Annotated in this window: 20 protein-coding genes; 12 read left to right on the top strand and 8 right to left on the bottom strand. The window is 65.6% G+C overall.

From position 1 onward, the window contains the following. Positions 1-35: 35 nt before the first annotated feature. Entirely contained in the window at positions 36-911 is an 876-nt protein-coding gene (gene ypfJ / locus MJ205_RS14200) for a KPN_02809 family neutral zinc metallopeptidase (RefSeq protein WP_239809064.1), read from the top strand. 185 nt (positions 912-1,096) lie between these two features. Further along, positions 1,097-2,548: a DEAD/DEAH box helicase gene (locus MJ205_RS14195; RefSeq protein ID WP_239809063.1), complete on the top strand. Its 1,452-nt coding sequence runs from the start codon at positions 1,097-1,099 to the stop codon at positions 2,546-2,548. 165 nt (positions 2,549-2,713) lie between these two features. Here the strand turns inward: MJ205_RS14195 and MJ205_RS14190 are convergent, their stop codons facing one another. Continuing rightward, on the bottom strand, positions 2,714-3,556 hold the full coding sequence (locus MJ205_RS14190; RefSeq protein ID WP_239809062.1) for a symmetrical bis(5'-nucleosyl)-tetraphosphatase: 843 nt from the start codon (positions 3,554-3,556) through the stop codon (positions 2,714-2,716). A 53-nt stretch (positions 3,557-3,609) separates the two neighbouring features. On the opposite strand from MJ205_RS14190, the gene MJ205_RS14185 reads away from it, so the two are divergent. From MJ205_RS14185 to MJ205_RS14165, 5 genes are all read left to right on the top strand, one after another. Beyond that, positions 3,610-4,890 carry a hemolysin family protein gene (locus tag MJ205_RS14185; protein ID WP_342395163.1) on the top strand — a complete coding sequence of 427 codons (1,281 nt, stop codon included), beginning with the start codon at positions 3,610-3,612 and terminating at the stop codon, positions 4,888-4,890. A 121-nt stretch (positions 4,891-5,011) separates the two neighbouring features. Further along, positions 5,012-5,299 (top strand): H-NS histone family protein, encoded by a 288-nt coding sequence (locus tag MJ205_RS14180; RefSeq protein WP_239809061.1) that lies wholly within the window; start codon positions 5,012-5,014, stop codon positions 5,297-5,299. Between the two features lie 465 nt (positions 5,300-5,764). Then, positions 5,765-8,689, top strand: coding sequence for an aconitate hydratase (locus MJ205_RS14175; RefSeq protein WP_239809060.1), 2,925 nt, complete (start codon positions 5,765-5,767; stop codon positions 8,687-8,689). Positions 8,690-8,807: 118 nt separating this feature from the next. Next, positions 8,808-11,705, top strand: a complete 2,898-nt coding sequence (locus MJ205_RS14170; RefSeq protein ID WP_239809059.1) for a putative bifunctional diguanylate cyclase/phosphodiesterase — start codon at positions 8,808-8,810, stop codon at positions 11,703-11,705. 88 nt (positions 11,706-11,793) lie between these two features. Beyond that, positions 11,794-13,002: an FAD-dependent monooxygenase gene (locus MJ205_RS14165; RefSeq protein ID WP_239809058.1), complete on the top strand. Its 1,209-nt coding sequence runs from the start codon at positions 11,794-11,796 to the stop codon at positions 13,000-13,002. Between the two features lie 11 nt (positions 13,003-13,013). Here MJ205_RS14165 and MJ205_RS14160 read toward each other — a convergent pair whose 3' ends face one another. Together MJ205_RS14160 and kynA are read right to left on the bottom strand one after the other, a co-directional pair. Beyond that, positions 13,014-14,285 (bottom strand): MFS transporter, encoded by a 1,272-nt coding sequence (locus tag MJ205_RS14160; protein ID WP_239809057.1) that lies wholly within the window; start codon positions 14,283-14,285, stop codon positions 13,014-13,016. A gap of 190 nt (positions 14,286-14,475) precedes the next feature. After that, positions 14,476-15,336 (bottom strand): tryptophan 2,3-dioxygenase, encoded by an 861-nt coding sequence (gene kynA, locus MJ205_RS14155; RefSeq protein ID WP_239809056.1) that lies wholly within the window; start codon positions 15,334-15,336, stop codon positions 14,476-14,478. 107 nt (positions 15,337-15,443) lie between these two features. Between kynA and ada the strand changes: the two genes are divergently transcribed. The 3 genes from ada to MJ205_RS14140 all read left to right on the top strand — a co-directional run bounded on the left by ada (position 15,444) and on the right by MJ205_RS14140 (position 18,451). After that, positions 15,444-16,613 (top strand): bifunctional DNA-binding transcriptional regulator/O6-methylguanine-DNA methyltransferase Ada, encoded by a 1,170-nt coding sequence (ada, locus tag MJ205_RS14150; protein ID WP_239809055.1) that lies wholly within the window; start codon positions 15,444-15,446, stop codon positions 16,611-16,613. Further along, on the top strand, positions 16,606-17,427 hold the full coding sequence (locus MJ205_RS14145) for a 2OG-Fe(II) oxygenase (RefSeq protein WP_239809054.1): 822 nt from the start codon (positions 16,606-16,608) through the stop codon (positions 17,425-17,427). The genes ada and MJ205_RS14145 overlap by 8 nt, the downstream gene beginning before the upstream one ends. Positions 17,428-17,521: 94 nt before the next feature. Further along, entirely contained in the window at positions 17,522-18,451 is a 930-nt protein-coding gene (locus tag MJ205_RS14140) for a DNA-3-methyladenine glycosylase 2 (RefSeq protein ID WP_239809053.1), read from the top strand. Here MJ205_RS14140 and MJ205_RS14135 read toward each other — a convergent pair. After that, a complete protein-coding gene (locus MJ205_RS14135) occupies positions 18,445-19,983 on the bottom strand; it encodes an MFS transporter (protein WP_239809052.1) in 1,539 nt (512 codons plus the stop codon). The two genes, MJ205_RS14140 and MJ205_RS14135, sit on opposite strands and share 7 nt — an antisense overlap. A gap of 106 nt (positions 19,984-20,089) precedes the next feature. On the opposite strand from MJ205_RS14135, the gene MJ205_RS14130 reads away from it, so the two are divergent. After that, positions 20,090-20,995 carry a LysR family transcriptional regulator gene (locus MJ205_RS14130; RefSeq protein ID WP_239809051.1) on the top strand — a complete coding sequence of 302 codons (906 nt, stop codon included), beginning with the start codon at positions 20,090-20,092 and terminating at the stop codon, positions 20,993-20,995. 21 nt (positions 20,996-21,016) lie between these two features. On the opposite strand, the gene MJ205_RS14125 is transcribed toward MJ205_RS14130, so the two are convergent. Further along, entirely contained in the window at positions 21,017-21,598 is a 582-nt protein-coding gene (locus tag MJ205_RS14125; RefSeq protein WP_239809050.1) for a helix-turn-helix domain-containing protein, read from the bottom strand. 66 nt (positions 21,599-21,664) lie between these two features. On the opposite strand from MJ205_RS14125, the gene MJ205_RS14120 reads away from it, so the two are divergent. Then, positions 21,665-23,098: an L-lactate permease gene (locus MJ205_RS14120; protein ID WP_239809049.1), complete on the top strand. Its 1,434-nt coding sequence runs from the start codon at positions 21,665-21,667 to the stop codon at positions 23,096-23,098. Here the strand turns inward: MJ205_RS14120 and MJ205_RS14115 are convergent. From MJ205_RS14115 to kynB, 3 genes are all read right to left on the bottom strand, one after another. Next, entirely contained in the window at positions 23,073-23,774 is a 702-nt protein-coding gene (locus MJ205_RS14115) for a 3'-5' exonuclease (protein ID WP_239809048.1), read from the bottom strand. The genes MJ205_RS14120 and MJ205_RS14115 overlap by 26 nt on opposite strands. A gap of 30 nt (positions 23,775-23,804) precedes the next feature. Next, on the bottom strand, positions 23,805-25,121 hold the full coding sequence (gene kynU, locus MJ205_RS14110; RefSeq protein ID WP_239809047.1) for a kynureninase: 1,317 nt from the start codon (positions 25,119-25,121) through the stop codon (positions 23,805-23,807). Positions 25,122-25,194: 73 nt separating this feature from the next. Then, positions 25,195-25,872, bottom strand: a complete 678-nt coding sequence (kynB, locus tag MJ205_RS14105) for an arylformamidase (RefSeq protein ID WP_239809046.1) — start codon at positions 25,870-25,872, stop codon at positions 25,195-25,197. Between the last annotated feature and the right edge of the window lie 4 nt (positions 25,873-25,876).

Raw genomic sequence — 25,876 nt, 5'->3', positions numbered from 1 at the left:
AGCGTCAGTGCCAGGGCACTGCGAGGAGAGCGACCATGAAATGGGAAGGCAACCGCGAATCGAGCAATGTGGAAGACCAGCGCGGCAGTGGCGGTGGGGGCGGAGGGTTTGGCCTGGGCGGGCGCAGCATTGGTATCGGCACCGTCGTGCTGGCGCTGATCGGCTGGGGCGTGTTCGGCATCAACCCGCTCACCACCATTGGCGTGCTCTCCGGGGGCGGCTCGCCCGCCCCGACGCAGCAAGGCCCGGCCAAGGCACCACCTGCCAATGACCAGGGTGCCAAGTTCGTCTCCACGGTGCTCGCATCGACCGAAGATGTCTGGAGCGACATCTTCACCAAGGGGGGCGCCCAGTACCGTGCGCCCCGTCTGGTGTTGTTCACGGGTGTCACGCGCACCGCCTGCGGCACCGGCCAATCGGCGATGGGGCCGTTCTACTGCCCCGGCGACCAGAAGGTCTACCTGGACATGGATTTCTTCAACACCATGAGCCGCCAGCTGGGCGCGCCCGGTGAGTTTGCGCGCGCCTATGTGGTGGCGCATGAGGTCGGCCACCATGTGCAGAACCTGCTCGGCATCTCGGGCAAGGTCGATGCGATGCGCGGGCGCGTCAGCGAGCGTGAGCAGAACGCGCTGTCGGTGCGCCTGGAGCTGCAGGCCGACTGCTATGCCGGCATCTGGGCCAACCATTCGCAGCAGGCCAAGAGCTGGCTGGAGCAGGGCGATATCGAGTCGGCGGTGAATGCTGCCCAGCAAATCGGTGACGACAAGCTGCAGCGCGAGGCCACCGGCACCGTGCGCCCTGACAGCTTCACCCACGGCTCCAGCGCCCAGCGCGTGCGCTGGTTCACCCAGGGCTACAAGACCGGCAGCGTCCAGTCCTGCGATACCTTCCAGGCCGGTAGCCTCTGATGCGCCTGGCCCAGCCCGCAAAAACCGGGCTCGGCCCTTGCACCGCGATACCCGGAAATGCCTTGCCTGGCGCCCGCACTTACGCTGGTCTGCCAGGCTTTGCACTGCGGCTGAGCGAATCCGTAAGCCATGACAGGGTTAAACCAAGCGCCGATTTGTCTGCAGTGCGACAATAGGGGGCTTACATGACAAATTCTTTCTCCAACCTTCATCTGGCCGAGCCCCTGGCCAAAGCCATCTCCGAGATGGGCTACGCATCCATGACGCCCATTCAGGCACAGGCCATCCCTGTGGTCCTGACCGGCAAAGACGTCATGGGTGCCGCGCAAACTGGCACGGGCAAGACAGCTGCTTTCTCCCTGCCGCTGCTGCAGCGGATGATGGTGCACGAAAACAGCTCGGCATCGCCCGCGCGCCACCCGGTGCGTGCGCTGGTGCTGCTGCCCACCCGTGAGCTGGCCGACCAGGTCGCCCAGCAGATTGCCCAGTTCGCCAAGCACACCAAGCTGCGCAGCACCGTGGTGTTCGGTGGCATGGACATGAAGCCCCAGACGCTGGAGCTGAAAAAGGGCGTCGAAATTCTGGTGGCAACGCCCGGGCGTCTTCTGGACCATATCGAGGCCAAGAACGCGGTGCTCAACCAGGTCGAATATGTGGTATTGGACGAAGCCGACCGCATGCTCGATATCGGTTTTCTGCCCGATCTGCAGCGCATCCTGTCCTACCTGCCCAAGAAACGCACCACCTTGCTGTTCTCGGCCACGTTCTCGCCCGAGATCAAGCGCCTGGCCGGCAGCTACCTGCAAGACCCGATCACGATCGAGGTGGCGCGTCCCAACGAAACCGCCTCTACCGTCGAGCAGCGTTTCTACGCCGCCTCCGATGACGACAAGCGCCGCGTGCTGACCAAGGTGCTGCGCGATCGCCAGATCCGCCAGGCCTTTGTGTTCGTCAACAGCAAGCTGGGCTGCTCGCGCCTGGCCCGCACCTTGGAGCGTGAAGGTCTGCGGGCGGCTGCGCTGCACGGCGACAAGAGCCAGGACGAGCGCCTCAAGGCCCTGGAGGCCTTCAAGCAGGGTGAAGTGGATCTGCTGGTCTGTACCGATGTGGCCGCGCGGGGTCTGGACATCAAGGATGTGCCTGCCGTCTTCAACTTTGATGTGCCCTTCAATGCGGAAGACTATGTGCACCGGATTGGCCGTACCGGCCGTGCAGGCGCATCGGGTCTGGCCGTCACCTTGGTCTCCCACGCGGATGCCCGGCATGTGTCGGATATCGAAAAGCTGATCAAGAAGAAGATCGACGTGGAGAACTTCGCGCTGGGCGAGCAGCCTCAGCGCGAGCGTTTCAACGATGGCAACCGCGAGCGCCGTGAGCGTGAAGCAGGCCGAGAGCGCGACAGCTCCCGCAGCCGCGACCGCCGTGCGCCCCGTGAGGACGAAGTCCAGGACCGCCGCGAGCGCTACCGCCCGGCACCGGTCTCGCGCGACCCCTTCTTTGACAAGCCTTACGAGCCCAAGGCGGCCGAGCCTGCGGCCTGGGATGCAAACGCCAAGCCAGCGCCGGCACGCGGCCCCGGCATCAAACCGCGCCGCAAGGTGGCTGCGCTGTTCAAGCCCTCGCCTGCTTCTGAATAATCGCGATAACGTCGATGGACCAAGGCCTCAGCTGACCGCTGAGGCCTTTTTTTGAACCTTGTTGGCCATCGCCGCGCAGCCGCGTGGGAGTGCGCAGCGGGGCGCCCCCTCGCATCCCATCGCGCAAAGACCCTGTCGCGGCGCGAGGAGTCCGGCTTCAGGTTCTCAGCCCGGTTGCTGGGCCTGCTCGCAATCCACGTGGATCAGCTCGCGCTCAGCCAGGGTGTTGCCAAAGCGCACTGCGCTCAGGCAGCCCCCCCAGACGCAGCCGGTATCGAGCGCCAGCAGGTGGGGACGCTGCAGATCACCCAAGGTGGACCAGTGGCCAAAGGCGATGGTGGTGCCGGCGGTGGCGCGGCCGGGCAGGTCAAACCAGGCGGTCAGGCCCTCGGGTGCTTCTGCCAGGCTTTCGGTGCTGTCGAAGTCCAGGCTGCCATCGGCGTGGCAAAAGCGCATGCGGGTGAGCACGTTGGTAATCATCCGCAGGCGCTCCATGCCGCTCAGTTGCGGATCCCATTGCGCCGGGGTGTTGCCGTACATGGCTTGCAAAAAAAGGCTCAAGCCGTCGCTGCGCAGCACCGCTTCGACCTCGGCGGCATGTCGCAGGGTGGCGTCCAGATCCCATTGCTGGTGAACGCCGGCATGCACCATCAGCAGCTGTTCGCCGCCCAGCGTATGCGTGCGGGCCAACGGCTGCTGGCGCACCCATTCCAACAACTGCGCAGCATCCGGCGCCTGCAGCACGTCTAGCAAGGTATCGCGCCGGGAGAACTTGCGCCGGCCATCGGCAGCCGCCAGCAGGTGCAGGTCATGGTTGCCGAGAATGGCCTGGATGCTACCGTCCGCCGCGATGCAGCGCCGCAGCGTCTGGGCCGATTCCGGGCCCCGGTTGACCAGGTCGCCCAGCAGATACACGGTATCGCGGCTGGGAGAGAAATCGATTTTGGTCAGCAGACGGCCCAAAGCGCTATCGCAGCCTTGGATATCGCCGATACAGTAAAGTGACATGCTTGTTGAACTACCTGTGAACTATTTTGTTAGACGTACTCTTGATCGCGCTTTTGACCTTGTTGAATGGGGTCTTCGCCATGTCCGAGCTGGCGCTCGCCAGCAGCCGCAAGTCCCGTTTGCTGGCCATGGCCGAAAGTGGCGACAAGGGCGCCAAGGCGGCGCTGGATCTGCTCAGCAATCCTACCCAATTTCTTTCCTCGATTCAGGTCGGCATCACGTCGATCGGCATGCTCAACGGTATTTTTGGTGAGGCGGCCTTCAGCGACGGGCTGGCACAGTCGTTGGTCACCTGGGGCATGCCGGCCTCGGTGGCATCGGTGGTGGCCACGACCACGGTGATCATCGTCATCACCTTCATGACCATTGTTTTTGGCGAACTGGTGCCCAAGCGCATTGGCCAGATGTACCCTGAGGCATCGTCGCGCATCATCGCGCTGCCGCTCACCTGGGTGTCGAAAATTGCCAAACCCTTTGTGTGGCTGCTGGCCATCTCTGCGCAAGGCGTGCTCAAGCTGCTGCGCATCAAGGATGAGTCGGACCGCGCCGTGACCGAAGAAGAAATCGTCGCCAGTCTCGACGAGGGACGGGACGCCGGCGTGATCGAACGCCATGAGCACCAGATGGTGCAGAACGTGTTCCACCTCGATGACCGTCCGCTGATTTCGATGATGGTGCCCAGGGGCGATGTGGAATGGCTCGATGCCAATCTGACCGTGACCCAGGCCTTGCACGAGGTGCGCGCCTCCAGTGGCAAGGGCGCGCACTCGTGGTATCCGGTGTGCCGTGAGTCGCTGGACAACGTGGTCGGTCTGGTCAGCGTGGCACATCTGCTGGACGTCGCCGACCCCCAGAACACCTCGATCGCCAAGGTGGCCGTGGCAGCCAGCTATGTGCCGGAAACCCTGAGCGGCTTTGAGCTGCTGGAGCAATTCCGCGCGCGCGCCGGCCGCATGATTTTCGTGGTCGACGAATACGGTGTCGTGCAGGGCATCATCACGCCGCGCGACCTGCTCGAAGCGATTACCGGCGAGCTCAAGCCGGGCGCTGCCAGCGAGGCCTGGGCGGTGCAGAACGACGATGGTTCCTGGTACCTGGATGGGCTGATGCCGGTGTCGGAATTGAAGGCGCGTCTGGAAATCAAGGAGCTGCCCGATGAGGACAAGGGCCGCTATAACACCCTGGCCGGGATGCTGATGGCGGAATCGGGCCATCTGCCGCCACTGGGCGAAAAGATTTATTGCGCAGGCTGGGTATTCGAAGTGCTGGCTCTGGAGGGCAAACGGGTCGACAAGGTAATCGCCCGGCCGGATCTCACGAGCATTGATTACTAGTCGTTACAAGTTTTTGGCACGAGGTTTACCATTCCTTTAAATAGAAAAATGTCGAGGCGCACTCGGTTATTGCGTTTTTAGGTATACTGCAAACGTTAACTGATTTGAATGGATATTAAACATGCCTACTTTGAAGGAAATCGATGCCCAACTGGCAGCCCTGCAACAACAGCGTGAAGAAGTTCGTCGCAACGAACTGAAGACCGCCGTCGACCAGGTGCGCAAGCTGGTGTCTGATTATGGCCTGACCGAACAGGATGTATTCCCTCCTGCCCGTGGCCGTTCGGCTTCCGCTGGCTCCAAAGTCGCTCCCAAGTACCGCGATCCTGCGACCGGTGCAACCTGGACGGGCCGCGGCAAGGCGCCCAAGTGGATTGAAGGCCAAGACCGTGATAAGTTCGCGATTTGAGCCGGGCGTCCTTCAAAGAAAACCTGCTTCGGCAGGTTTTTTTCGTTGCGGGGTCGACTAGTCAATCCGGTTTATAGAAATTCCTACATATCTTCTTAATTTCTCCTATTTTTGTGGAGAAGGATTGTCATCGACTATCTGTTAAGCTGCCGGTAAGTCTGGTGCGCTGCTAAATGTAATCAGTTGCCAATAGTGCCTTGCTATAATTGTATTTGTTAATCTATAGGCTTATAAATTTTCCGAACGATTTTGTAGATTCCGTGTGCAGCCTTGGCAGCGAATTGGCAGCTGCCGGTTCCCATGCATCGGTCCGCATGCGGCGCGGAGATTAATGGGAAACGGCCGCGCAACCCGGATCGCACACACGATCGCAGGGCTTAGCGATTGGATGACATATGTAGGACCTGACCCAGGAGTAGACTGTTCGCAGCGTTCAGTCTAATACCCCGCCAATCAGGAGCCACGATGAAATCAGGTGTTCATGAGCCAGCGCAGCATGCGTTCGCCTCGACCTTCAAATCCTTCTCGATCGCCTCGTCCAAGAAGTCCGGCAAGCCCAGCAAGGCCAAGTTCTATTCGCTGCCGGAGCTGAGCAAACAGTTCCCCAATGTCCAGCGCCTGCCGATGTCCCTGCGCATCGTGCTGGAGTCGGTTCTGCGCAATTGCGATGGCCAGCGCGTCCTGCCCGAGCATGTCGAGCAACTGGCCAACTGGAAGCCCCAGTCGGAGCGCACCGAAGAGATTCCCTTTGTCGTCGCGCGCGTGGTGCTGCAGGATTTCACTGGCGTGCCGCTGCTGGCCGACCTGGCAGCGATGCGCAGCACGGCCGAGCGCATGGGCAAGAATGCCAGCGCCATCGAGCCGCTGGTGCCCGTCGACCTGGTGGTGGACCACTCGATCATGGTCGACTATTACGGCAGCAAGAATGCGCTGGACCTGAACATGAAACTGGAGTTCGAGCGCAACAACGAGCGCTACCAGTTCATGAAATGGGGCATGCAGGCTTTTGACACCTTTGGCGTGGTGCCACCCGGCTTTGGCATCGTCCACCAGGTCAACCTGGAATACCTGGCGCGGGGCGTCCACAAGGACCAGCGCGATGTTTACTACCCCGATTCACTGGTCGGCACCGACAGCCACACGACGATGATCAATGGCGTCGGCGTGGTCGCCTGGGGTGTTGGCGGTATCGAGGCGGAGGCGGCGATGCTGGGCCAGCCTGTGTACTTTCTGACGCCCGATGTCGTCGGTTTCGAGCTCTCTGGGACGCTGCGTGAAGGCGTGACCGCGACCGACCTGGTCCTCACGGTCACCGAGATGCTGCGCCGCGAGAAGGTGGTGGGCAAGTTTGTCGAGTTCTTTGGCGAAGGCACCCGCAGCCTCTCGGTTCCGGACCGCGCCACTATCGGCAATATGGCCCCGGAGTATGGCGCGACGATGGGTTTTTTCCCCGTCGACGACAAGACCATCGACTACTTCCAGGGAACGGGCCGCAGCAAGGCAGAGATTGCCGCGTTCGAGGCTTACTTCAAGGCCCAGGGCCTGTTTGGCGTTCCCCGGGCCGGTGACATCGACTATTCCCAGGTCGTGCGGCTGGACCTGGGCAGCGTCGCGCCCAGCCTGGCAGGGCCCAAGCGCCCCCAGGACCGTATCGAGATTGGCCATGTGGCCAGCACCTTCGATGCGCTGTTCAGCGCGCCGGTCACCCAGAACGGTTTCAACCTGCCGGCCCAGCAGCTCGACAGACCGGTGAAGGTGCATATCAACGGCACCGGCGAGACCGCTGCGCCCGCGACACAGCCCTTGCCCGCAGGCTCGCCACGGCATGCGCTGGAAATGGTGGAGAACAAGCCGGCAGTCGTTGACGAAGAGGCGCGCGTGCAGACCGCCGATGCCCATGCCGAGCGCATCGAGGGCCGCGATGTCGATCTGCACAATGGGGATGTGCTGATCGCCGCCATCACCAGCTGCACCAATACCTCCAACCCCAGCGTGATGCTGGCCGCAGGCCTGCTGGCCAAGAAAGCGGTCAAGGCAGGCCTGCGCGTGCAGTCGCATATCAAGACCTCGCTGGCCCCGGGATCGCGCCTGGTCACGCTGTATCTGACGGAATCTGGCCTGCTGCCGTACCTGGAGCAATTGGGCTTCAGCATTGCCGGTTATGGCTGCACCACCTGCATCGGCAACGCCGGAGATCTGCTGCCGGAATTCAACAGCGCCATCCAGCGCGAGGACCTGGTCTGTGCGGCCGTGCTGTCCGGTAACCGCAATTTCGAGGCGCGCATCCATCCCAATATCCGCGCCAACTTCCTGGCCAGCCCGCCGCTGGTCGTTGCCTATGCCATTGCCGGCAATGTACGCAAGGATCTGATGACCGAGCCTGTCGGCCAGGGCAAGAACGGCCGCGATGTCTATCTGGGCGATATCTGGCCGTCGACAGACGAGGTGCAGGCCCTGATGAAGTTCGCGATGAACGGCAAGGCCTTCCGAGCCAACTACGAGAAGGTCAGCAGCGAGCCGGGCAAGCTCTGGGAAAAGATCCAGGGGGTAACCGGTGCGACCTATACCTGGCCGGAGAGTACGTATATCGCCGAGCCACCGTTCTTCAAGGATTTTTCGCTCGCCGCCCCCGAGCCGGATGCGGAGCTGCGGGACAACGCGGTCCGCAAGGCAAGAGTGATGGCCTTATTTGGCGATTCGATCACCACGGACCATATCTCGCCGGCCGGGTCGATCAAGGAAACCTCGCCAGCGGGCCAGTGGCTGCTGGCCCATGGCGTCAAGAAGAGCGACTTCAACAGCTATGGCTCGCGCCGTGGCAACCATGAGGTGATGATGCGGGGCACGTTTGCGAACGTCCGCATCAAGAACCTGATGCTGGCCGCAAAGCCGGATGGCTCCCGGGAAGAGGGTGGCCTGACGCTGTACCAGAACCCGGGCGAGGAGCAGGGCGCCCAGCTGTCGATTTACGATGCCGCCATGCGTTACATGGCAGCGGGTACACCGACCGTGGTGTTCGCCGGCGAAGAATATGGCACCGGCTCCAGCCGCGATTGGGCGGCTAAAGGCACCCAGTTGCTGGGTATCAAGGCCGTCGTGGCCCGTAGTTTTGAGCGTATCCACCGCGCCAACCTGGTGGGCATGGGGGTGCTGCCGCTGCAGTTCAAGCAGGGCGAAAGCTGGGAGACATTGAAGCTGCGCGGCGATGAGTTGATCGACATCGTGCCGCATCCGTCGCTGGCACCGCGCAGCAAGGCCAAGCTGGTGATCCAGCGTGCCGATGGAAGCGTTACCGAGGCGGAACTGGTGTTGCGTATTGACACGCCTATCGAGGTCGCTTACTACAGGGATGGCGGTATACTGCCCTTCGTTTTGCGCCAGCTTCTGTAAGAGTTGACCTACATGCGACCGAAACGGGCCTTGTTGATACGAGGCCCGTTTGCATTTGTTGACCGTTACTGGTCAAATAGATGGACGTTGGTTTACTTTTTATTACATTTAGCCCCATATGGCCCTCCCTTACACACCGTTGTCGCTTGGCCGGCGCATCCATGAGATCCACACCCGGATCGTCTGGTGCCTGCTGGCAGGTGGCGTGGTGTTGGCCGGATTGGTGGCCACGGATGCGCAGGGGGTGGGCTTTGTCCAGGCGCTGCAGACCTGGGTGCAGGTGCTGCTGCTGCTGGCAGCACTTGCCACATTGGGCTGGGGCGGGCGCTTGCTGCTGCAGGGCTCGGCCGCCAGTGCCTTCCTGGGCTGCCCGCTGTGGGTATGCAGTGCCGTGGTGCTGGGCGGCTTTGCGGTGGTGCTGGCGCTGCCGCTGCGCTGGTCGGAACCTGGCAGCCTCCCAGCCCTGTGGCTGGAGCTGGCAGTCAATATTCTTCTATCAATAAGCCTATTGATAGTCTCCATAGAACTGTCTTCATCTTCGCGGCGCCACCGTCCTGGCACGGCGCCAGGCGCCAGCCCTTGGCTGCGACTGCAAAGCCATCGCGCCGTGCTGACGGCGCTGGCGGCACTGGCGCTTGGAGCGGCCGTGGTGGCGCAGGGGCTGGTCGACCTCGAAGGCGTGCGCCGCTTCCTCGTTCCGCTGGCCATGCTGGTCTGCTGTGCCTGGGTTGCGATGCAGAGCCGCCATTTTGCGGGGCAGTCCGGCCGCTGGACGGTGCTGAGAATCTCCGCAGCGCTGGCTGTGGGCGCGATAGCCATGCTGCTGGGCGCCGGCACCCGCTGGGCGCTGCTGGTGGAGCAGGCGGCCTGGAGCTATGCGCTGTCCGTGCTGGCACTGGTGCTGATCATGGCGTCGTTGCGCCATAGCCTGGTCGACTGGGCTTCCAGCCATCCCGCACGCCTGCAGGGCGAAGAATGGCTGGAGCAGGCCCCCATTGGCGTGGTGCGGGTCGATGGCACAGGCGCCATCGTGCATGCCAACCGCACCCAGCTGGACTGGCTGGGCGTGCCCAGCCTGGTGGACCAGCCCTGGACCGAGGCACTGGCACCCAGCCTGCGCGGCCAGGCACCTGACTGGCTTGCGCGCCTGCGCGCAGGCCAATCGCTCGCGTTCGAGCAAAGCATTGAAACGCCCCAGGGTCTGCGCCACTTCCAGACCGATATTCTGGTCGCCCCGCAAGGCCGCGATGCCCATGCCTTCATGCTGCTGTCGCACGATGTGTCGATGCAAAAGCTGATGGTGGGCCGCGTGCAGGAGCAGCAGTCGCAGCTGGTGTCACTGGTCAGTGCCATCCCCGACCTGGTCGTGCTCAAGGGGGCGGATGGGCGCTTTCTGCACTGCAACCAGGCTTTCGAGCGTCTGGTGGGGCTGACCCATGCGCAAATCATTGGCCGCACCACGTCCGATCTGGGGCTGCAGGCGCGCATGCCATCGGACTGGGAGACGGACCTGCGCGCGCGCAATGCGAACACCCCGGTGGTCTATGAGGAAACCCTGCAGTTTGCCGACAACGGCTACCAGGGCCGTTTCGAAATCACCAAATCGGCCATCCGGGCTGCCAATGGCGAGGTCACCGGCCTGCTGTGCATTTCGCGCGATCTGGCCGAACGCAGCCGCGCCCGCAAGGAAATCGAGCGCCTTGAGTTCTTCGACGTGCTCACGGGTCTGCCCAACCGCCGTATGCTGATGGACCGGCTGGAATGGTCCATCATTGCCTGCCAGCAGCGCGGCACCTATGCAGCGCTGCTGTTCATCGATCTGGACAATTTCAAGGACCTCAACGATTCGCTGGGCCACCAAAAGGGTGACCGGCTGCTGTGCGAGGTGGGCAAGCGCCTGATTGCCAGCGTGCGCAGCGGCGATGTGGTCGCGCGCTTTGGTGGCGACGAGTTCGTGGTGCTGGTCGAGAACCTGGGCGCCGAGCGCGCGCAGGCCGAGGCCCATGTGCGCGCTGTGGTCGAACATGTGATCACCCGCTTCAAACAGCCGTTTGCGCTGGATGGCCAGTCCCACCACAGCACGCCCAGCATTGGCGTGACCGTGTTTGGCGACCATGAATCGCTGACGGTGCAGGAATTGCTCAAGCGCGCCGACCTGGCCATGTACGAGGCCAAGTCGGCCGGCCGCAACACCCAGCGTTTCTTTGACCCGCAGATGCAGGCCATTGTCAATGCGCGTGCCAATCTGGAAAATGACCTGCGCCAGGCCATCCATGACGGCGAGCTGCAGGTGTACTACCAGCCGGTGATGAACGGCAGCGGCAGCCTGGTGGGCGCCGAAGCCCTTGTGCGCTGGCGCCACCCGGCGCGTGGTCTGGTCATGCCGATCGAGTTCATCGACCTGGCCGAGCAGACCGGCCTGATCGTCGAGCTCGGCAACTTCGTGATGCGCACCGCCTGCCAGCAACTGGCGCTGTGGGCCGCGAGTGCCTCCACACAGGGGCTGACGATGTCGGTCAATGTGAGTCCCCGGCAGTTCCACAACCAGGGTTTTGTCGACGAGGTGCTGGGCATCGTGGCGCAGACGGGGGCCAACGCCCGGCGGCTGAAGCTGGAGCTGACCGAGAACCTGCTGCTCGGCGACGTCAATGAAACGGTGAACCGCATGCGCCAGCTCAAGGAGCACGGCGTGGGCTTCTCGCTCGATGACTTTGGCGTGGGTTACTCATCTTTGGCCTATCTCAAGCGCCTGCCGCTGGACCAGCTGAAGATCGACCGCAGCTTTGTCAGCGATGTGCTGAGCGATGTCAGCGACGCGGTGATCGTGCGTACCATTCTGGCGCTGGCCCAGAGCCTGGAGCTCGAAGTGGTGGCCGAAGGCGTCGAGAACTCCGAGCAGGTGGATTTCCTCGTCAGCAATGGCTGCAAGCGCTTCCAGGGCTTTCACTTTGGCCGCCCGGTGCCGATTGGCGAGTTCGAGCGCCTGCACAGCTTCCCCAGCTGCCGTCCGGCTTGAGCCACACCATCGCCGGGTGCTGCAGCCAGGCACTGGGCTGTTGCGCTAGCGCACAAGCCGGCCCCTGCAATCTGGGCACAATGGCGGTATGCATGAACAGATTTTGATCGCCGGCGGCGGCATTGGCGGCATGGCCGCTGCGCTGGCCGCTGTCCGCGCGGGCACCGAGGTGCGGATGTTTGAGCGCGCTGCGCAGTTCAGCGAAGTGGGTGCCGGCGTGCAGCTGGGTCCCAATGTGGTGCGGCGCCTGCAGGCCTGGGGCCTGCAACGGCCCCTGCAAGCGGTGGCGGCGTTTCCGCAGGCCTTGGTCTCGCGCAATGCGATCAGTGGGCAGGAGCTGGCCCGGCTGGATCTGGGCGCGCAGGCAGTGGCGCGCTATGGCGCAGCCTATGCCACCGTTCACCGGGCTGATCTGCACCAGCTGCTGCTCGATGCGGTGCAGCCCCATGCAGATCTGCACCTCAACCTGGACCATGCGGTGGACTACCATGAGGACAATGGCCGGGTCGTCACCATCACCACCAAGCAGGGCAAGCAGATCGAAGGCGATGCGCTGGTGGGTGCCGACGGCATCTGGAGCCGCACGCGGCTGCGCCTGCTCCATGATGCGCCACCGCGCGTGACCGGCCACCTGGCTTACCGGGCACTGGTGCGCCAGGCAGACCTGCCGGCGGCCTTGCGCACCGAGGTAGTCACTGCCTGGATGGGGCCGCGCTTCCATGCGGTGCAGTACCCCGTGCGCGGTGGCGAGCTGCAGAACCTGGTCTTCATTGTCGAAGGCCCGGCACCCGATGACCTGGAGCACTGGGACCATGCCGCCAATGGCGCCGATCTGCAGCGCTGTCTGGCCGGTGCCCACCGCCAGCTGCTCAATCTGGTGAAGGCCGTGCATGCCGCAGGCGCTGCCTGGCGGCTATGGCCGCTGGCTGACCGGGCACCGGTCACCGGCCCCCATGAGATGGCGCAGGGCCTGGTCGCATTGCTGGGCGACGCCGCCCACCCGATGCGGCCCTACCTGGCCCAGGGTGCCGGCATGGCGATTGAAGATGCCGCCGAGCTGCAGCGCGCGTTGACCATGCACGACCTGGAGATGCCGCTGCGCCTGCGGCGCTATGCGCTCAACCGCTGGCAGCGCAATGCCCGGGTGCAGGCGCGTGCGATCCGCAATGGCGAGATTTTCCATGCGCGGGGCCTTGTCGCATTGGGGCGCGATACCGCATTGCGCGCGCTGGGCGCCAAGCTGATGGATGTGCCCTGGCTGTACCGGGGCGATGGGTCCTCGGCTTCGGTGCTGTAGCCCTTGGCTGGTTAAGGGCTGGCGGGGCTCTTTGGGGCCAGCAGCGGCGACTGTGGCAGAAAACGGAAGGCCAGGCAGCCGATCAGCAGCATGCCCGCGACAAACAGCATCACATACTGGTAGATCTCGCCGCCATGCCGCTGCGCATAAGACGCGACGATGCCCGAGAGCCACTGCATCAGCGCGACGCCCAGGAACATCGCCATCGTGTAGACCGACAGCGCGCGGCCCGTGGTTTCCTTGGGGTAGGAGGAGCGCACATCGGCGTACTGCAGCACCGAGTAGCCCGAGGCCAGCCCCATGAACATGATCAGCGCCACGGTGGCTGCGGGATGGTGGACAAAGGCCAGCGCGCAGAAAGTACTGGCCATCACTGCGGCACCGGCGATGATGCGGCGCCGGCGGCGGGCTGGGCCCGGATCGAGCCGGCCAAAGACCGACGGCGTGAACAGCGAGATCATCGAGACGACCAGGGCCACATTGCCGGTCGCCACCAGCGAGAAGCCATAGCGGTCGATCAGCATCGGGCTGAGCCAGAGGCCCCGCACCGTCAGAAATGAGGCGTAGCCGACCATGCCCATGATGGCGATGGCCCAGGTGTGCGGCACCAGCAGCAGGCCGCCAAACCCCTTGACGGCTGTGAGCCAGCTGGGCTTGGGCAGGTCATCGCTGGGCAGGTGCGGCTCATGCACGCGCACAAAGATGGCGATCCAGGACAGCGCGCAGAGCACCGCCAGCAGGCCAAAGCCCCAGCGCCAGCCATAGTGCTGCACCAGCCAGGCCAGCGGCGTGCCGGTAAAGAGCAGGCCCAGACCGCCGACGCCCATGCCGACGCCGGACATGAAGGCAAAGCGGTCGCTGGGGAAATGGCGCGCGATGAACATGGTGCAGGCCAGAAAGGCGGGCGAACAGCCGATGCCGATCAGCAACTGGCCCAGCATCAGGCCGTGGTAACTGGGGGCCAGCGCCGAGATCAGCGAGCCGGCAATCGCCAGCGGAAAGGCCGTCAGCACGGTCTTGCGCAGGCCATACAGGTCCATGCCCACGCCCATGAACAGCTGCGTCACCCCGAACGACAGGCCAAACAGCCCGGCAAACGCGCCCAGCGACTCGGCAGACAGCCCGAAATCGGTGCGCAGCCCGTCGGCAATGATGGAGGTGACCGTGCGGAAGGCCTGGCTCAGCGAGAAGGCCGACAGCAAGGTCAGCAGCATGGCCCAGAGCAACGTGGACGAGGGCGCCGCAGGGCGCCCGGTGGGGGAGGGTGTAGGTGGGACCGGCATGGCTGAGAGTGCGGGCAACAAGCCAGGGCCTGAGGGGGGGCCGGCCCATGGTGTATGCGCGATCGGCCTGCAGGGGCGGGCGCGGCTTGTTACATGCGCTTGCCACTATAGAGGACTCTGGCCCCCTCTGCACGGCGCGCTGTCACTTGGAGCAACCCCTTGGCGGGTTGCTGTGGTTTGGAACAGGTGCTTAGAGGTTGGTGCGCAGGGTCCAGATCTCAGGGAAGAGCACCACATCGAGCATTTTCTTGAGGTAGCTGACGCCACCGGTGCCGCCGGTGCCGCGCTTGAAGCCGATCACGCGCTCGACGGTGGTCAGGTGGCGGAAGCGCCAGAGGCGGAAGGCATCCTCGATGTCGGCCAGCTTCTCGCCGAGCTGGTACAGGTCCCAGTACTGGTGCGGATCGCGGTAGACGGTGATCCAGGCCTGTTTGACGCCTTCGCTCTCCACATAGGGCTGGGTCCAGTCGCGCTGCAGCGCCTCGGCCGGCACGGCAATGCCTTCGCGGGCCAGCAGCTGCAACGCAATGTCGTACAGCGACGGCGATTCGTAAGCCGCCTGCACCTGGGCCAGCAGGTCGGCCCGGTGGGCATGGGGCTTGAGCATGGCGGCATTCTTGTTGCCCAGCGAGAACTCGATGCAGCGGTACTGCGCGCTCTGAAAGCCGCTGGAGTTGGCCAGGTAGGGCCGCATCGCCGAGTACTCGGGCGGCGTCATCGTCGACAGCACGGTCCAGGCATTGACCAGCTGCTCCATGATGCGCGAGACGCGCGCGAGCATCTTGAAGGCCTCGGGCTTGGTGTTGGCCTCGGGGTTGGCAATCGCCTGCATGGCCGCGCGCAGCTCGTGCAGCATCAGCTTCATCCACAGCTCGCTGGTCTGGTGCTGCACGATGAACAGCATCTCGTCGTGCGCGGGCGACAGCGGGTGCTGGGCGTTCAGGATCTCGTCCAGGTGCAGGTAGTCGCCATAGCTCATGTCTTTGCTGAAATCGAGCTGGGCGCGCTCTTCATGCACAATGGATTCGGGCTTGCTGTTGGTGTCTCGCATGGTGTGTGGGGCAGTGGAAGCGGCTTCAATTGCAGCGCAAGAATGGCACTGCGCAACGGGGCCGCAAGGCCTAAAGTGGCTGCATCGATTGTACTGAGGTGATCCGCATGAAACAGTCTGCCCCATCCACACCACGTTCCACATCGGCTGCCAGCACGTCCAACGCCGCTGCGCTGGCCGCCAACCGCGCGCAGCAAACCCTGGCCGATCCGCGCTGGGCCGATGTGCAGGGCCGCCACGCCGCTGCCGACGGCCGCTTTGTCTATGCGGTGCGCAGCACCGGCATTTTTTGCCGGCCCTCGTGCAGCTCGCGCCTGGCCAAGCCCGAGAACGTCCGCTTTTTCGACACCGCCGCGCAGGCCCAGGCCGCTGGCTACCGCGCCTGCAAGCGCTGCCAGCCCGATAACCCCGCCAAGCCCAGCCATGCCGCGCTGGTGGCCGAGCTTTGCGGCTGGATCGCCACCGCCGAAGAAGAGCCCAGCCTGGCCGAGCTGGCCGAGCGCGCCGGCATGAGCCCCTTCCATCTGCAGCGTGTCTTCAAGGCGGCGGTCGGCGTATCGCCCAAGGCCTATGCCAAGGCACAGCGCCGGCAGCGCCTGCAAACCGCGCTGGGCGATGCGCAGGAGGCGCCCCGCGTCATCGATGCAATCTTTGATGCCGGCTTTGCCAGCACCGCGCAGCTGTACCGCGACAGCCAGGCGGTGCTGGGCATGACGCCGCGCCAGTACCGCACCGGCGGCGTGGCGCAGCAGATTCGCTTTGGCGTGGCCGAATGCAGCCTGGGCCCGATTCTGGTGGCTGCCACTGCGCAGGGCATTTGCGCCATCTTGCTGGGCGACGATGCCGATGCGCTGGTGCAGGACCTGCAGCAGCGTTTTCCCAAGGCCCAGCTGGCCGGTGGCGATGCCGACTTTGAGCGCTGGATGGCGCAGGTCATCGGCTTTGTCGATGAGCCCACGCGCGGCCTGGCACTGCCGCTGGATGTGCGCGGCACTGCCTTTCAGCAGCAGGTCTGGCAGGCGCTGCGGCTGATTCCGGTGGGCAGCACCGTCAGCTACAGCGAGCTGGCGCGCAAGCTGGGCATGCCCCAGGCCAGCCGCGCCGTCGCTGGCGCCTGCGCGGCCAATGCGCTGGCCGTTGCCATCCCCTGCCACCGGGTGGTGCGCAACGATGGCGGCATCTCCGGCTACCGCTGGGGCGTGGAGCGCAAGCGCGCGCTGCTGCAGCACGAGGCCGAGCTGGCGCCCCAGGCCCCCCGGGTGGCCCGCCATGGTTAAGCGCCTGGCCTGTGCCGCGCAGGCCGCGTTGCCGCTGGATGAAGCGGGGCCTGCGCCGCTGTTGCAGGCCGGCTCGGCACCAGCCGGTGCCGATGGCGCAGATGTACTGGCCGAGGCTGTCCTGCAGCGCTATGACTGGACTGCGGTGGGCCGCCAGTTGGACCGCCAAGGCTGGGGCCTGCTGCCGGGTTTGCTGGATGCGGCGCAGTGCCAGCAGATGGCCGCGATGTACGACGAGGCGGCGCATTTTCGCAGCCGCATCCAGATGCAGCGCCATGCCTTTGGCAGAGGTGAGTACCAGTACTTTGCCTACCCGCTGCCAGCGCTGCTGCAGGCCTTGCGCACGGCGCTCTACGCGCGGCTGCAGCCCGTGGCGGAGCACTGGCGCCAGCAGCTCGCATCGGCCACACCGCCCTGGCCTGCGCAGCATGCGGCCTTGCTCGCCCAGTGCCATGCAGCGGGCCAATGTCGGCCCACACCGCTGCTGCTGCGTTATGGCGCCGAGGATTACAACTGCCTGCACCAGGACCTGTATGGCGCGCTGGTGTTTCCGCTGCAGGTGATCGTGCTGCTGTCGCAGCCAGGCGAGGATTTTGACGGTGGCGAGCTGGTGCTGACCGAGCAACGCCCGCGCATGCAGTCGCGCGCGCAGGTGCTGCCGCTGCAGCGTGGCGATGCGGCCATCATCGCGGTGCGCGAGCGGCCGGTGCAGGGCACGCGCGGCAGCTACCGGGTGCAGCACCGGCACGGGGTGTCCACAGTGCTGCGCGGGCAGCGCCACACGCTGGGCATCGTGTTCCACGACGCGGAATAGCCGTAGCGCATGGAAACAGCTGTGACTGCATCGCCCGCCCTCCATCCCCTATAGTGGGGAACCGCGCCCGCCGCCGCCTTCCGCACGCCCTCCCATGCCCCTGGTCCTGAGCACCCAAGTCGCCCTGCCTGCCAACTACCGCCCGCAGGACATGCTGGCCCTGCATGCCCGGGATGCCCTGCAAGCTTCCGAGAAGGTCGAGGGGCTGCGGGTCAGCAAGGGCTTGACCTGGCAAGGCCGGCCTGCGCTGCTGGAGCTGGAGCTGGTGGAGGGCGCCACCCAGGCCGTTGCCAGCTTGGCGGTCGATGGGCCGGCCGACACCGGCGCTACCGGAGACGGCCCAGCCGCACTGGATGCGATGGTGGCGCGCATGCTGGGTCTGGGCGAGGGGGCGGACCAGCTGGCGCTGCAGCATGGCAAGCACCCGGTGCTGGGCCCGTTGCTGCTGAGCCAGATGGGTCTGCGTGTGCCCGCCAGCAGCAGCCCGTTCGAGGCCCTGGTATGGGCGATCACCGGCCAGCAGATCAGCGTGGCGGCAGCCATTGCACTGCGCCGGCGGCTGATTGCGGCCACGGCGCTGCAGCACAGCAGCGGCATGCTCTGCCACCCTGATGCCGCTGCGTTGGCGGCATTGACGCCCGAGCAACTGCGCGCCGCAGGCTTTTCGGTCAGCAAGATCGCGACGCTGGAGCGCGTTTGCGCTGCCGTGCTGGACGGCAGCCTGCCGCTCGATGCCTGGGCCACGCAGCCCTTGCAGGCGCAAGACGCCCAGGCGATTGAGGATGCGCTGCTGGCCATCAAGGGCATTGGCCCCTGGACGGTGCACTACGCACTGCTGCGCGGCTTTGGCTGGCTGGACGGCAGCCTGCATGGCGATGTGGCGGTGCGCAATGCGCTGGCCCGTTTGCTGGATGTGCCCAGCGTCTCGCAGCGCGAGGCCGAGCAGTGGCTGGGTGCGTTCGCGCCCTGGCGGGCGCTGGTGGCGGCCCATCTCTGGGCCAGCCTGTCGGCCAAAAGCTACTGAGGGGTGGCAGCGGCTGCTAGCAGTGCATCGCCACGGGCAGGGCGCAGCAGGGCCAGCACCACCAGGGCCGAGACCGTGGCTATCGCCGCCAGCACCTGCAGCAGCTGTGCAAAGGCCTGGCCATAGGCCTTTTGCAAGCCAGGCGCAGCTGCCGCATAGTGCTGGGCGGGCAGCAAGGCCAGCGCCTGGCGCAGCTCGCCCATCGCCAGTTGCTGGGCGGCAGTCTGCAGGCTGGCCACCTCCAGAGATGCCGGCAGGTGCGGGGTGATAAAGCCGGCCAGCAGCGCGGTCACCATTGCCAGCGCAATGCCTTCACCGGCCACCCGCACGGTGCTGAAAATACCGGTGGCCATGCCCGCGCGCTCCTTGGGCACCATGCTGACCGACAGCCCATCCATCAGGCCCCAGGGCAGGCCCGCGCCGCTGCCGATCAGCAACAGCGGCAGCACACGCGCCATGCCACCGGCCTCCACGGGAATCTGCGCCAGCCACAGCAGGCCGACGGCGGCGAGCAGCAGGCCCGCTGCCGAAATGGGACCGGGGCCGAACCAGCGCGTCAGCCAGGCTGCGGCCAGTGGTACCACCAGCATCGGCGCGGACAGCGCCAGCATCCACCAGCCGGCCGCCACCTCGCTGTAGCCGCCAATGCCGATCAGCTGCAGCGGCAGCAGCACCAGCAGCACCACATAGCAGTAGCAGGTGGCGATCGGCAGCACCTGCACACCGACGAAGCGCGGGTAGCGGAACAGGCTCAGGTCCAGCATCGGGCGCGCCACCCGCCGCTCCACGGCGACGAAGAGCAGCAGCGCGGCAGCGGATGCCAGCAGCAATGCGATGACAAGCGGGCTGTGCCAGCCCCGAGCAGCCGCCTCCACCATCGTCAAGGTCAGCAAGGCCAGCGCGCTGGTGAACAGCAGCGCACCGGGCCAGTCCAGGCCCTGGGCCTGCGGATCGCGCGACTCGCGCATCGCGGCGATGCCCACCAGCAAGGCCAGCAGCCCCAGGCCGGTGCAGAGTGCAAAACCGGCCTGCCAGCCGGCGCGCTCCATCAACCAGCCGGTCAGCAGCGGGCCAAAGGCCAGGCCGGTGCCAAAGGTGGTGCCCAGCAGGCTGAAGGCCTGGGCGCGCTGCGCCGCTGCAAACTCCTGCGCCAGCGCGGCTGTACCACCGGCCAGGGCAGCGGCAGCGGCCACGCCTTGCAACGCGCGCAGCAGGTCAATCTGCCACACGCTGCGTGCCAGCACCAGCCCCAGGCCCGCGAGGCAAAAGGTCGACAGACCCAGCAAAAACAGCCGCTTGCGCCCCCACTGGTCAGCCAGCGCGCCGGCGGCCATCAGGCAGCTGCCAAAGCCCAGCATGAAGGCATTGGTGATCCAGCCCAGGCTGGTGGCGCTGCCGCCCAGTGCGCGGCCAATCGCAGGCGTGGCCACGGCCCCGCCAGAAAAACTCAGCGGCAGCACCAGCGCTGCCAGACAAACGGATGCCAGAACCATCCAGGGCCCGCGCCAGGCGGCGGGTAAAACTTGACGCATAGCCAACTCCTGCAAAAACACGCTGTGGAGCTTAATGAGGAATGGATGGCTAATAAACAGGCCAGTCGTTGTTTGATTAACAACCAAATTTCCGTAATATGCGCGGATGGACAACCTGAACCACATCGCCGCCTTTGTACAGGCGGCCGAGCGCCGCAGTTTTGTGGCCGCTGCCCGCGCCCTGGGCATCTCGGCATCGGCCGTCGGCAAAAGCGTGGCCAAGCTGGAGGCACAACTGGGCACGCAGCTGCTGGTGCGCACCACGCGGCGGGTGTCGCTGTCGCATGAGGGCGAGCTGATGTACACGCACTGGCGCCGCATACTGGATGACCTGCAGGATGCGCAGGCGCTGCTGTCAAGCACGCAGAGCAGTCCCCGGGGTCTGTTGCGCATTGGCCTGCCCACCATTGGCTACCGCTTCTTGCTGCCGGTGATTCCAGCCTTCCGCGCGCACTACCCGGATATCGAGCTGGACCTGGACTTCAACGACCGGCTGGTTGATGTGGTCGAGGCGCGCCTGGATGCGGTGATCCGCAGCGGCGTGCTGGCCGACTCCAGCCTCAGCGCCCGGCGTCTGGGCCTGTTCCGCTTTGTGCTCTGCGCATCCCCGGCCTATCTGGCACAGCGCGGTCGGCCCCAGCGGCCCGAAGACCTGGCAGCGCATGACTGCCTGCGTTTTCGCTTTCCCACCTCGGGCAAACTGCAGCCCTGGCAGATGGGCGGCGATAGCGCCGACGCCGCGCAGGATGCCGCCGCCCACCCGCCAGCGCTGACCTGCAACAACATGGAGGCCTTGCGCGGTGCGGCGATCGGGGGCCTGGGCATTGCCTATATGCCCGATTTTCTGGCGCGCGACGCGCTGGCCGATGGCAGCCTGCAGACGGTGCTGGACGACTGTCTGACCTATACCGGCCAGTTCAGCATCCTCTGGCCCTCGGGCCGGTTGATGTCGCCGCGCCTGCGTGTGTTTGTGGACTTTGTGGCCGAGCGGCTGTTCCAGCCATCTTCGTGATGACGGCACTGCAAGGGGCCATCAGCCCCCATGCGTGGGCGCGGCCACCAGCAGGATGAAATGCGCCACGCCACGGCCCTCGTTGGCAAAGTGGTGCTCGGTGTCCATCGCCAGCTGGGCGCTGTCGCCGGCTTGCAGCAGCACGGAATCGGCCCCGGTGAAGACGCGCAGACTGCCGCTTTCGACATAGAACACCTCGCGCGTGCCCGGCCGGTGCGGCGCGAAGTGGCTGGAGGCCTGGCCCGGCGGCACGGTGTAGTGCAGCAACTCCAGCCCCGGCAGCGGGCGGGCCAACGCCAGGCGCACAATGCCGGTGTCCTCATGGACAAAGCGCGCATGCGCGCCGGCCCGCGTGATCTGTGCGGGCGCAGGGCTTTGCACCAGGTCGCTCAGCTCGCAGCCCAGGCCGCGGGCAATCGCCATGGCATTGCGCAGACTCACGCTGAGCAGGCCCCGTTCCACCCTGGACAGCGCTCCGGACGTGACGCCGCTGGCCTGGGCCAATTGGTCCAGGGTGATGGCCAGCTGCGCGCGGCGGGCGCGCACGGCCAGGCCGAACTGCAGGTCGGAATCGGTGCTGGGTGGGGAATTTTCAGTCGACATGGATTGACTATATTTCGTGTAGGAAATATTATTTGCCTATATGCAATTTCAACAAGCGCTCTCCCAATGTACCTGTTCTTGAGTGCGTCCCCGGTCCTGGCCGTCATCGCGGGGCTGTTGCTGGGGCTGCGTTCGCTGTATGCGGCGCTGACCGGTGTGGTGCTGGCACTGGCCGGCTGCCTGCTGGCTTTTCCGCTCAGCGCAGCTGCGGTGCAGCAGGCGCTGGCCAGCTGGATGCCGGTCCTCGTGGAGGTGCTGCTGATCGTGGGCGGCGGCCTGCTGCTGTCCGAAGTGCTGCGCGCTGCCGGTGCACAAAAGGCGCTGGCGCAATGGGTGATGGGCCGCACCGGCGAAGGCGTGGGCGCTGTGCTGCTGGTGGTGCACGGGGTCACGCCCTTTGCCGAATCACTGACCGGCTTTGGCATTGGCATCACCATCGGCATTCCGCTGCTGGCGCACAGCGGTTTGCCGGCGCGCAAGATGGCGCTGATTGGCTTGCTGGGCCTCTGCGCCGTGCCCTGGGGCTCCATGGGCCCGGGCACCTTGATTGCGGCCACGATGGCCGGGATCGGCTTTGATGCGCTGGGTGTGGCATCGGCGATGGTGAGTGTGATTCCGATGGTGGTTGTCGGTGTGGCGGCAGCGGGGCTGGCCAGTGCGCCGGGCCGGCGTGCGGGTGCCATGCTGCAGGGTGCCCTGTCGGGCCTGGTGCTGGCGCTGGCCATTGGGCTGAGCAATGCGGTGGCCGGCACCTCGGCCGCTGGCGCGCTGGGCGCCTTGCTGATGACGGTGCTCTGGCTGTGGCTGGGCCGGCGGGGCACAGGCGTTGTTGCGAGTGAGGCCGCTGCGCCGCTGGGCCCCTTGGGCTGGCGCGCGCTGGCCGCCTATGGCTTGCTGCTGCTGGGCGTGCTGGTGGCGGGCGCTGTGCTGCGCACCTTGCAGGGCGCGGGTGCCTGGCATTTGCTGGCATCACCTGCGCTGTGGCTGTTTGTGGCGGCGGCCTGGTTTGCGCGCGGCCTGCCCGCAGCCAGCAGCCTGCAGCGGGTCTGGCAGTCCTGGCGCCAGGTGGCGCCGGTCACGGGGCTGTTCATCGTGCTGGGTGTTGTGATGGCGGTATCTGGCATGGCTGCGCAGCTGGCCCATGCGTTGGCACAGGGCGGCAGTGCCTATGTGTTTGCTGCGCCTTTTGTCGGCGCACTGGGAGGTTTTGTGACCGGCTCCAACACGGGCGCCAATGCGATGTTTGCGGCCACCCAGGCCGAGATTGCGCAGGCCCTGGGCGTGGCGGTGCTGCCGTTTATGGCGGTCCACAATGTCAGCGCGGCACTGCTGCTGATGGCCTCCCCCGGCAAGGTGGAGATGGCCTGCCAGCTGGTCACCGGTGCTGCGCAGGCCGAGCGCGCCTGGGTACAGTCCAGGGTGCTGCTGGTGACCGGGCTGGCCGTGCTGCTGATGGCGGCGCTGAATGTGCTGCTCAGCGTGTTGCTGGCGCAGCCGTAGGCATCACCGTGTTGGCCAGCTCAGGCAGCTGCGGCTGGGTCTGGCGCGCGGAGGTGCTGCTGAGCCAGCGGCCCAGGTGCTTGCGCTGGCAGACCTGCAATTCGCTCAGTAGCGCATGGCTGGGCTCGGGGATGTGCCAGCGGCTGCGCAGATCGGCCTGCATGCGCAGCAGCAGGTGGGCGGTCATCTCGGCATCGGCCAGTGCCCGGTGGGCCTTGTCGGCCGGCGGCAGTTGCAGGTGGCGCACGATCTTGCCCAGCGAGTGGCTGGGTGCCTCGGGGTAGAGGCGGCGCGACAGCAACACGGTGCAGGCAAACAGCTTGCCGGCAGGCGCTGCGGCCGGGCTGGCCGCACAGCCTGCGCGTTCCAGCTCATCCAGCCAGAACTTGCTGTCAAACGATGCGTTGTGTGCCACCAGCGGCGCCGTGCCGACAAATGCTGCCGCCTCGCGCATCACCTGCTCTGCAGGCGCCGCCGCCTGCAGCATCGCGGTGGTGATGCCGGTGAGCTGGGTGATGAAGCCGGGCATGCGCTGGCCGGCATTCATCAGGTTCTGGTAGCGGTCCACGATGCGGCCGTTCTCGACCATGACGATGCCCACCTCGGCCGCCCGCGCGCCATGCGCCGGGCTCATGCCGGTGGTTTCAAAGTCGAGAATGGCGATGCGTTCGGACATGGCGGAGCGGGTGCTGGACGGACTGTGCAATCAGGTCACCGCATTGATGCGGTTGAACTCGGGCTTCTGCCATTCGCCCGATTCCAGTACCTGGCGCAGGTGCTCGACCGCGTTCCACACGTCTTCAAAACGGGTGTAGAGGGGGGTGAAGCCAAAACGCAGAATGTCCTTGTGCGGGCCATTGCCGCCATCGCCCTTGCGGAAGTCGCCAATCACGCCCCGGGCGATCAGCGCCTGCACGATGGCGTAGGCGCCGCTGCCCTGGCCGTCCACGCCCGCGCCGTCGTCGCGGGTCAGGCAGACCTGGGAGCCGCGCGCAAAGATATCACGCGGCGTGGCCAGGCCCAGGCCGTAGCCGGCGCAGCGGGTCTCGACCAGCTCGATGAACAGGTCGGTCAGCGCGATGGACTTGCGGCGCAGTGCCGCCATGCCGCCGTACTTTTCGGCTTCGCTGAAGATGTCCAGCCCGCACTGCAGTGCAGACAGCGCAATCATCGGCTGGGTGCCGCACATGTAGCGGCGGATGCCGGGCGCAGGCTGGTAGTCGCTGTTGAAGGCAAACTGCTCGGCATGGCCGAACCAGCCCGACAGCGGCTGCCAGAACTTGTCGGTATGGCGCGCATGCACCCAGACAAAGGCCGGGGCGCCAGGGCCGCCGTTGAGGTACTTGTAGCTGCAGCCCACGGCGTAGTCGGCGTTGGCGGCATTCAGGTCCACCGGCACGGCGCCGGCGGCATGGGCCAGGTCCCAGACGGTCAACACGCCCTGCGCATGCGCGTCGCGCGTGACCTGGGTCATGTCGTGCATGTGGCCGGTGCGGTAGTTCACGTGGCTGAGCAGCAGCACGGCCACATCGGTGGTCAGGCAGGCGGGCAGCTCCTCGGGCTCGATCAGCACCAGCTCCAGGTTGTGCTGCTTGCACAGCGATTCGGCGATGTACAGATCGGTAGGGAAATTGCTGCGCTCGCTGATGACCTTGGTGCGCGGTGCCGGGTCGGAGAACTCTTGCTGCGACAGGCGGATGGCTGCGCTCAGCACCTTGTAGAGGTTGACCGAGGTGGTGTCGGTGAACACGACCTCGCCGGGCTTGGCGCCAATCCAGGGTGCAAACTGGTCGCCCAGGCGCTGGGGCAGGTCGATCCAGCCGGCATCGTTCCAGCTGCGGATGAGGCCCTGGCCCCATTCACGCTGCACTACATCGGCAACGCGCGCCGCCGTGGCCTTGGGTAGCGCGCCCAGCGAGTTGCCGTCCAGGTAGATCACGCCTTCGGGCAGGTCGAACAGGTGGCGCAACGGTGCCAGCGGCTCATGCTGGTCAACGTCGCGGCAGGCTTCCAAGGTGGTCATGGCTAGGTCTCTTTGTCAATGGTGGCGGGCAGGCGCTGGTGGGCCAGGCGCCTGCCGCAAGGGAGGAGGGGGTTCAGGCGGTGGCCTGATTGTAGGTGCCGGGCAGCGCGCGCAGCACGGCACGCACCGGCGATGCATCGGCCTGCACAAGCTTGAGCGGCAGCGCGATCAGCTCGTAGTCGCCCTCGGGCACGGCGTCCAGCACCAGGTTCTCCAGCACGCGCATGTCGTGGCGGCGAATGGTCTGGTGGCTGGGCAGGGCCTTGCTGTCAGCCGGGTCGATGCTGGCGGTATCGATGCCTATCAGGCGCACGCCCAGCGCGGCCAGGCGCTCGACGGTCTCGGCCGCGTAGCCGGTCAGGCCGGCATCCCACTGGGTCTGCGGCATCTGCTGGTAGGTGCGCACCAGCACGCGCTCGGGCAGGTCGTCGCTGATCGCATGTTCGATGTGCTGCCATTCGATCAGCGGGCCGCAGCCGATGGCATGGACCACACGGCAGCGGCCCAGGTAGGGCGCCAGATCGACCTGGCCGATGGTGGCGCCATCGGGCGCATAGTGCAGCGGCGCATCGGCATGGGCGCCGGCATGCGGTGTGCTGGTGATGCTGGCCACATTGACCGGGCAACCCGGCCCGATGCTGGCCACCCATTGCTGCTGGTAGGGCGTGTCGCCGGGGAACACCGGCATGCCCACATAGACGGGCGGCGAGATGTCCCAGAGGCTTGGCGCAGAGTGAGGCGTGTTTGGCATAGCT

Source organism: Comamonas sp. B21-038, from assembly GCF_022387135.1.
GTDB lineage: Bacteria > Pseudomonadota > Gammaproteobacteria > Burkholderiales > Burkholderiaceae_C > Comamonas > Comamonas sediminis.
This window is presented reverse-complemented; position numbering and strand designations above follow the sequence as displayed.

Coding starts and splice junctions, on each gene's coding strand:
- ada (WP_239809055.1), top strand. CDS start 15,444: ATGAAACAGTCTGCCCCATCCACACCACGTTCCACATCGGCTGCCAGC.
- MJ205_RS14140 (WP_239809053.1), top strand. CDS start 17,522: ATGCCCCTGGTCCTGAGCACCCAAGTCGCCCTGCCTGCCAACTACCGC.
- MJ205_RS14115 (WP_239809048.1), bottom strand. CDS start 23,774: ATGTCCGAACGCATCGCCATTCTCGACTTTGAAACCACCGGCATGAGC.
- kynA (WP_239809056.1), bottom strand. CDS start 15,336: ATGCGAGACACCAACAGCAAGCCCGAATCCATTGTGCATGAAGAGCGC.
- MJ205_RS14120 (WP_239809049.1), top strand. CDS start 21,665: ATGTACCTGTTCTTGAGTGCGTCCCCGGTCCTGGCCGTCATCGCGGGG.
- MJ205_RS14180 (WP_239809061.1), top strand. CDS start 5,012: ATGCCTACTTTGAAGGAAATCGATGCCCAACTGGCAGCCCTGCAACAA.
- kynB (WP_239809046.1), bottom strand. CDS start 25,872: ATGCCAAACACGCCTCACTCTGCGCCAAGCCTCTGGGACATCTCGCCG.
- MJ205_RS14145 (WP_239809054.1), top strand. CDS start 16,606: ATGGTTAAGCGCCTGGCCTGTGCCGCGCAGGCCGCGTTGCCGCTGGAT.
- MJ205_RS14135 (WP_239809052.1), bottom strand. CDS start 19,983: ATGCGTCAAGTTTTACCCGCCGCCTGGCGCGGGCCCTGGATGGTTCTG.
- MJ205_RS14160 (WP_239809057.1), bottom strand. CDS start 14,285: ATGCCGGTCCCACCTACACCCTCCCCCACCGGGCGCCCTGCGGCGCCC.
- MJ205_RS14165 (WP_239809058.1), top strand. CDS start 11,794: ATGCATGAACAGATTTTGATCGCCGGCGGCGGCATTGGCGGCATGGCC.
- MJ205_RS14195 (WP_239809063.1), top strand. CDS start 1,097: ATGACAAATTCTTTCTCCAACCTTCATCTGGCCGAGCCCCTGGCCAAA.
- ypfJ (WP_239809064.1), top strand. CDS start 36: ATGAAATGGGAAGGCAACCGCGAATCGAGCAATGTGGAAGACCAGCGC.
- MJ205_RS14175 (WP_239809060.1), top strand. CDS start 5,765: ATGAAATCAGGTGTTCATGAGCCAGCGCAGCATGCGTTCGCCTCGACC.
- kynU (WP_239809047.1), bottom strand. CDS start 25,121: ATGACCACCTTGGAAGCCTGCCGCGACGTTGACCAGCATGAGCCGCTG.
- MJ205_RS14170 (WP_239809059.1), top strand. CDS start 8,808: ATGGCCCTCCCTTACACACCGTTGTCGCTTGGCCGGCGCATCCATGAG.
- MJ205_RS14125 (WP_239809050.1), bottom strand. CDS start 21,598: ATGTCGACTGAAAATTCCCCACCCAGCACCGATTCCGACCTGCAGTTC.
- MJ205_RS14130 (WP_239809051.1), top strand. CDS start 20,090: ATGGACAACCTGAACCACATCGCCGCCTTTGTACAGGCGGCCGAGCGC.
- MJ205_RS14190 (WP_239809062.1), bottom strand. CDS start 3,556: ATGTCACTTTACTGTATCGGCGATATCCAAGGCTGCGATAGCGCTTTG.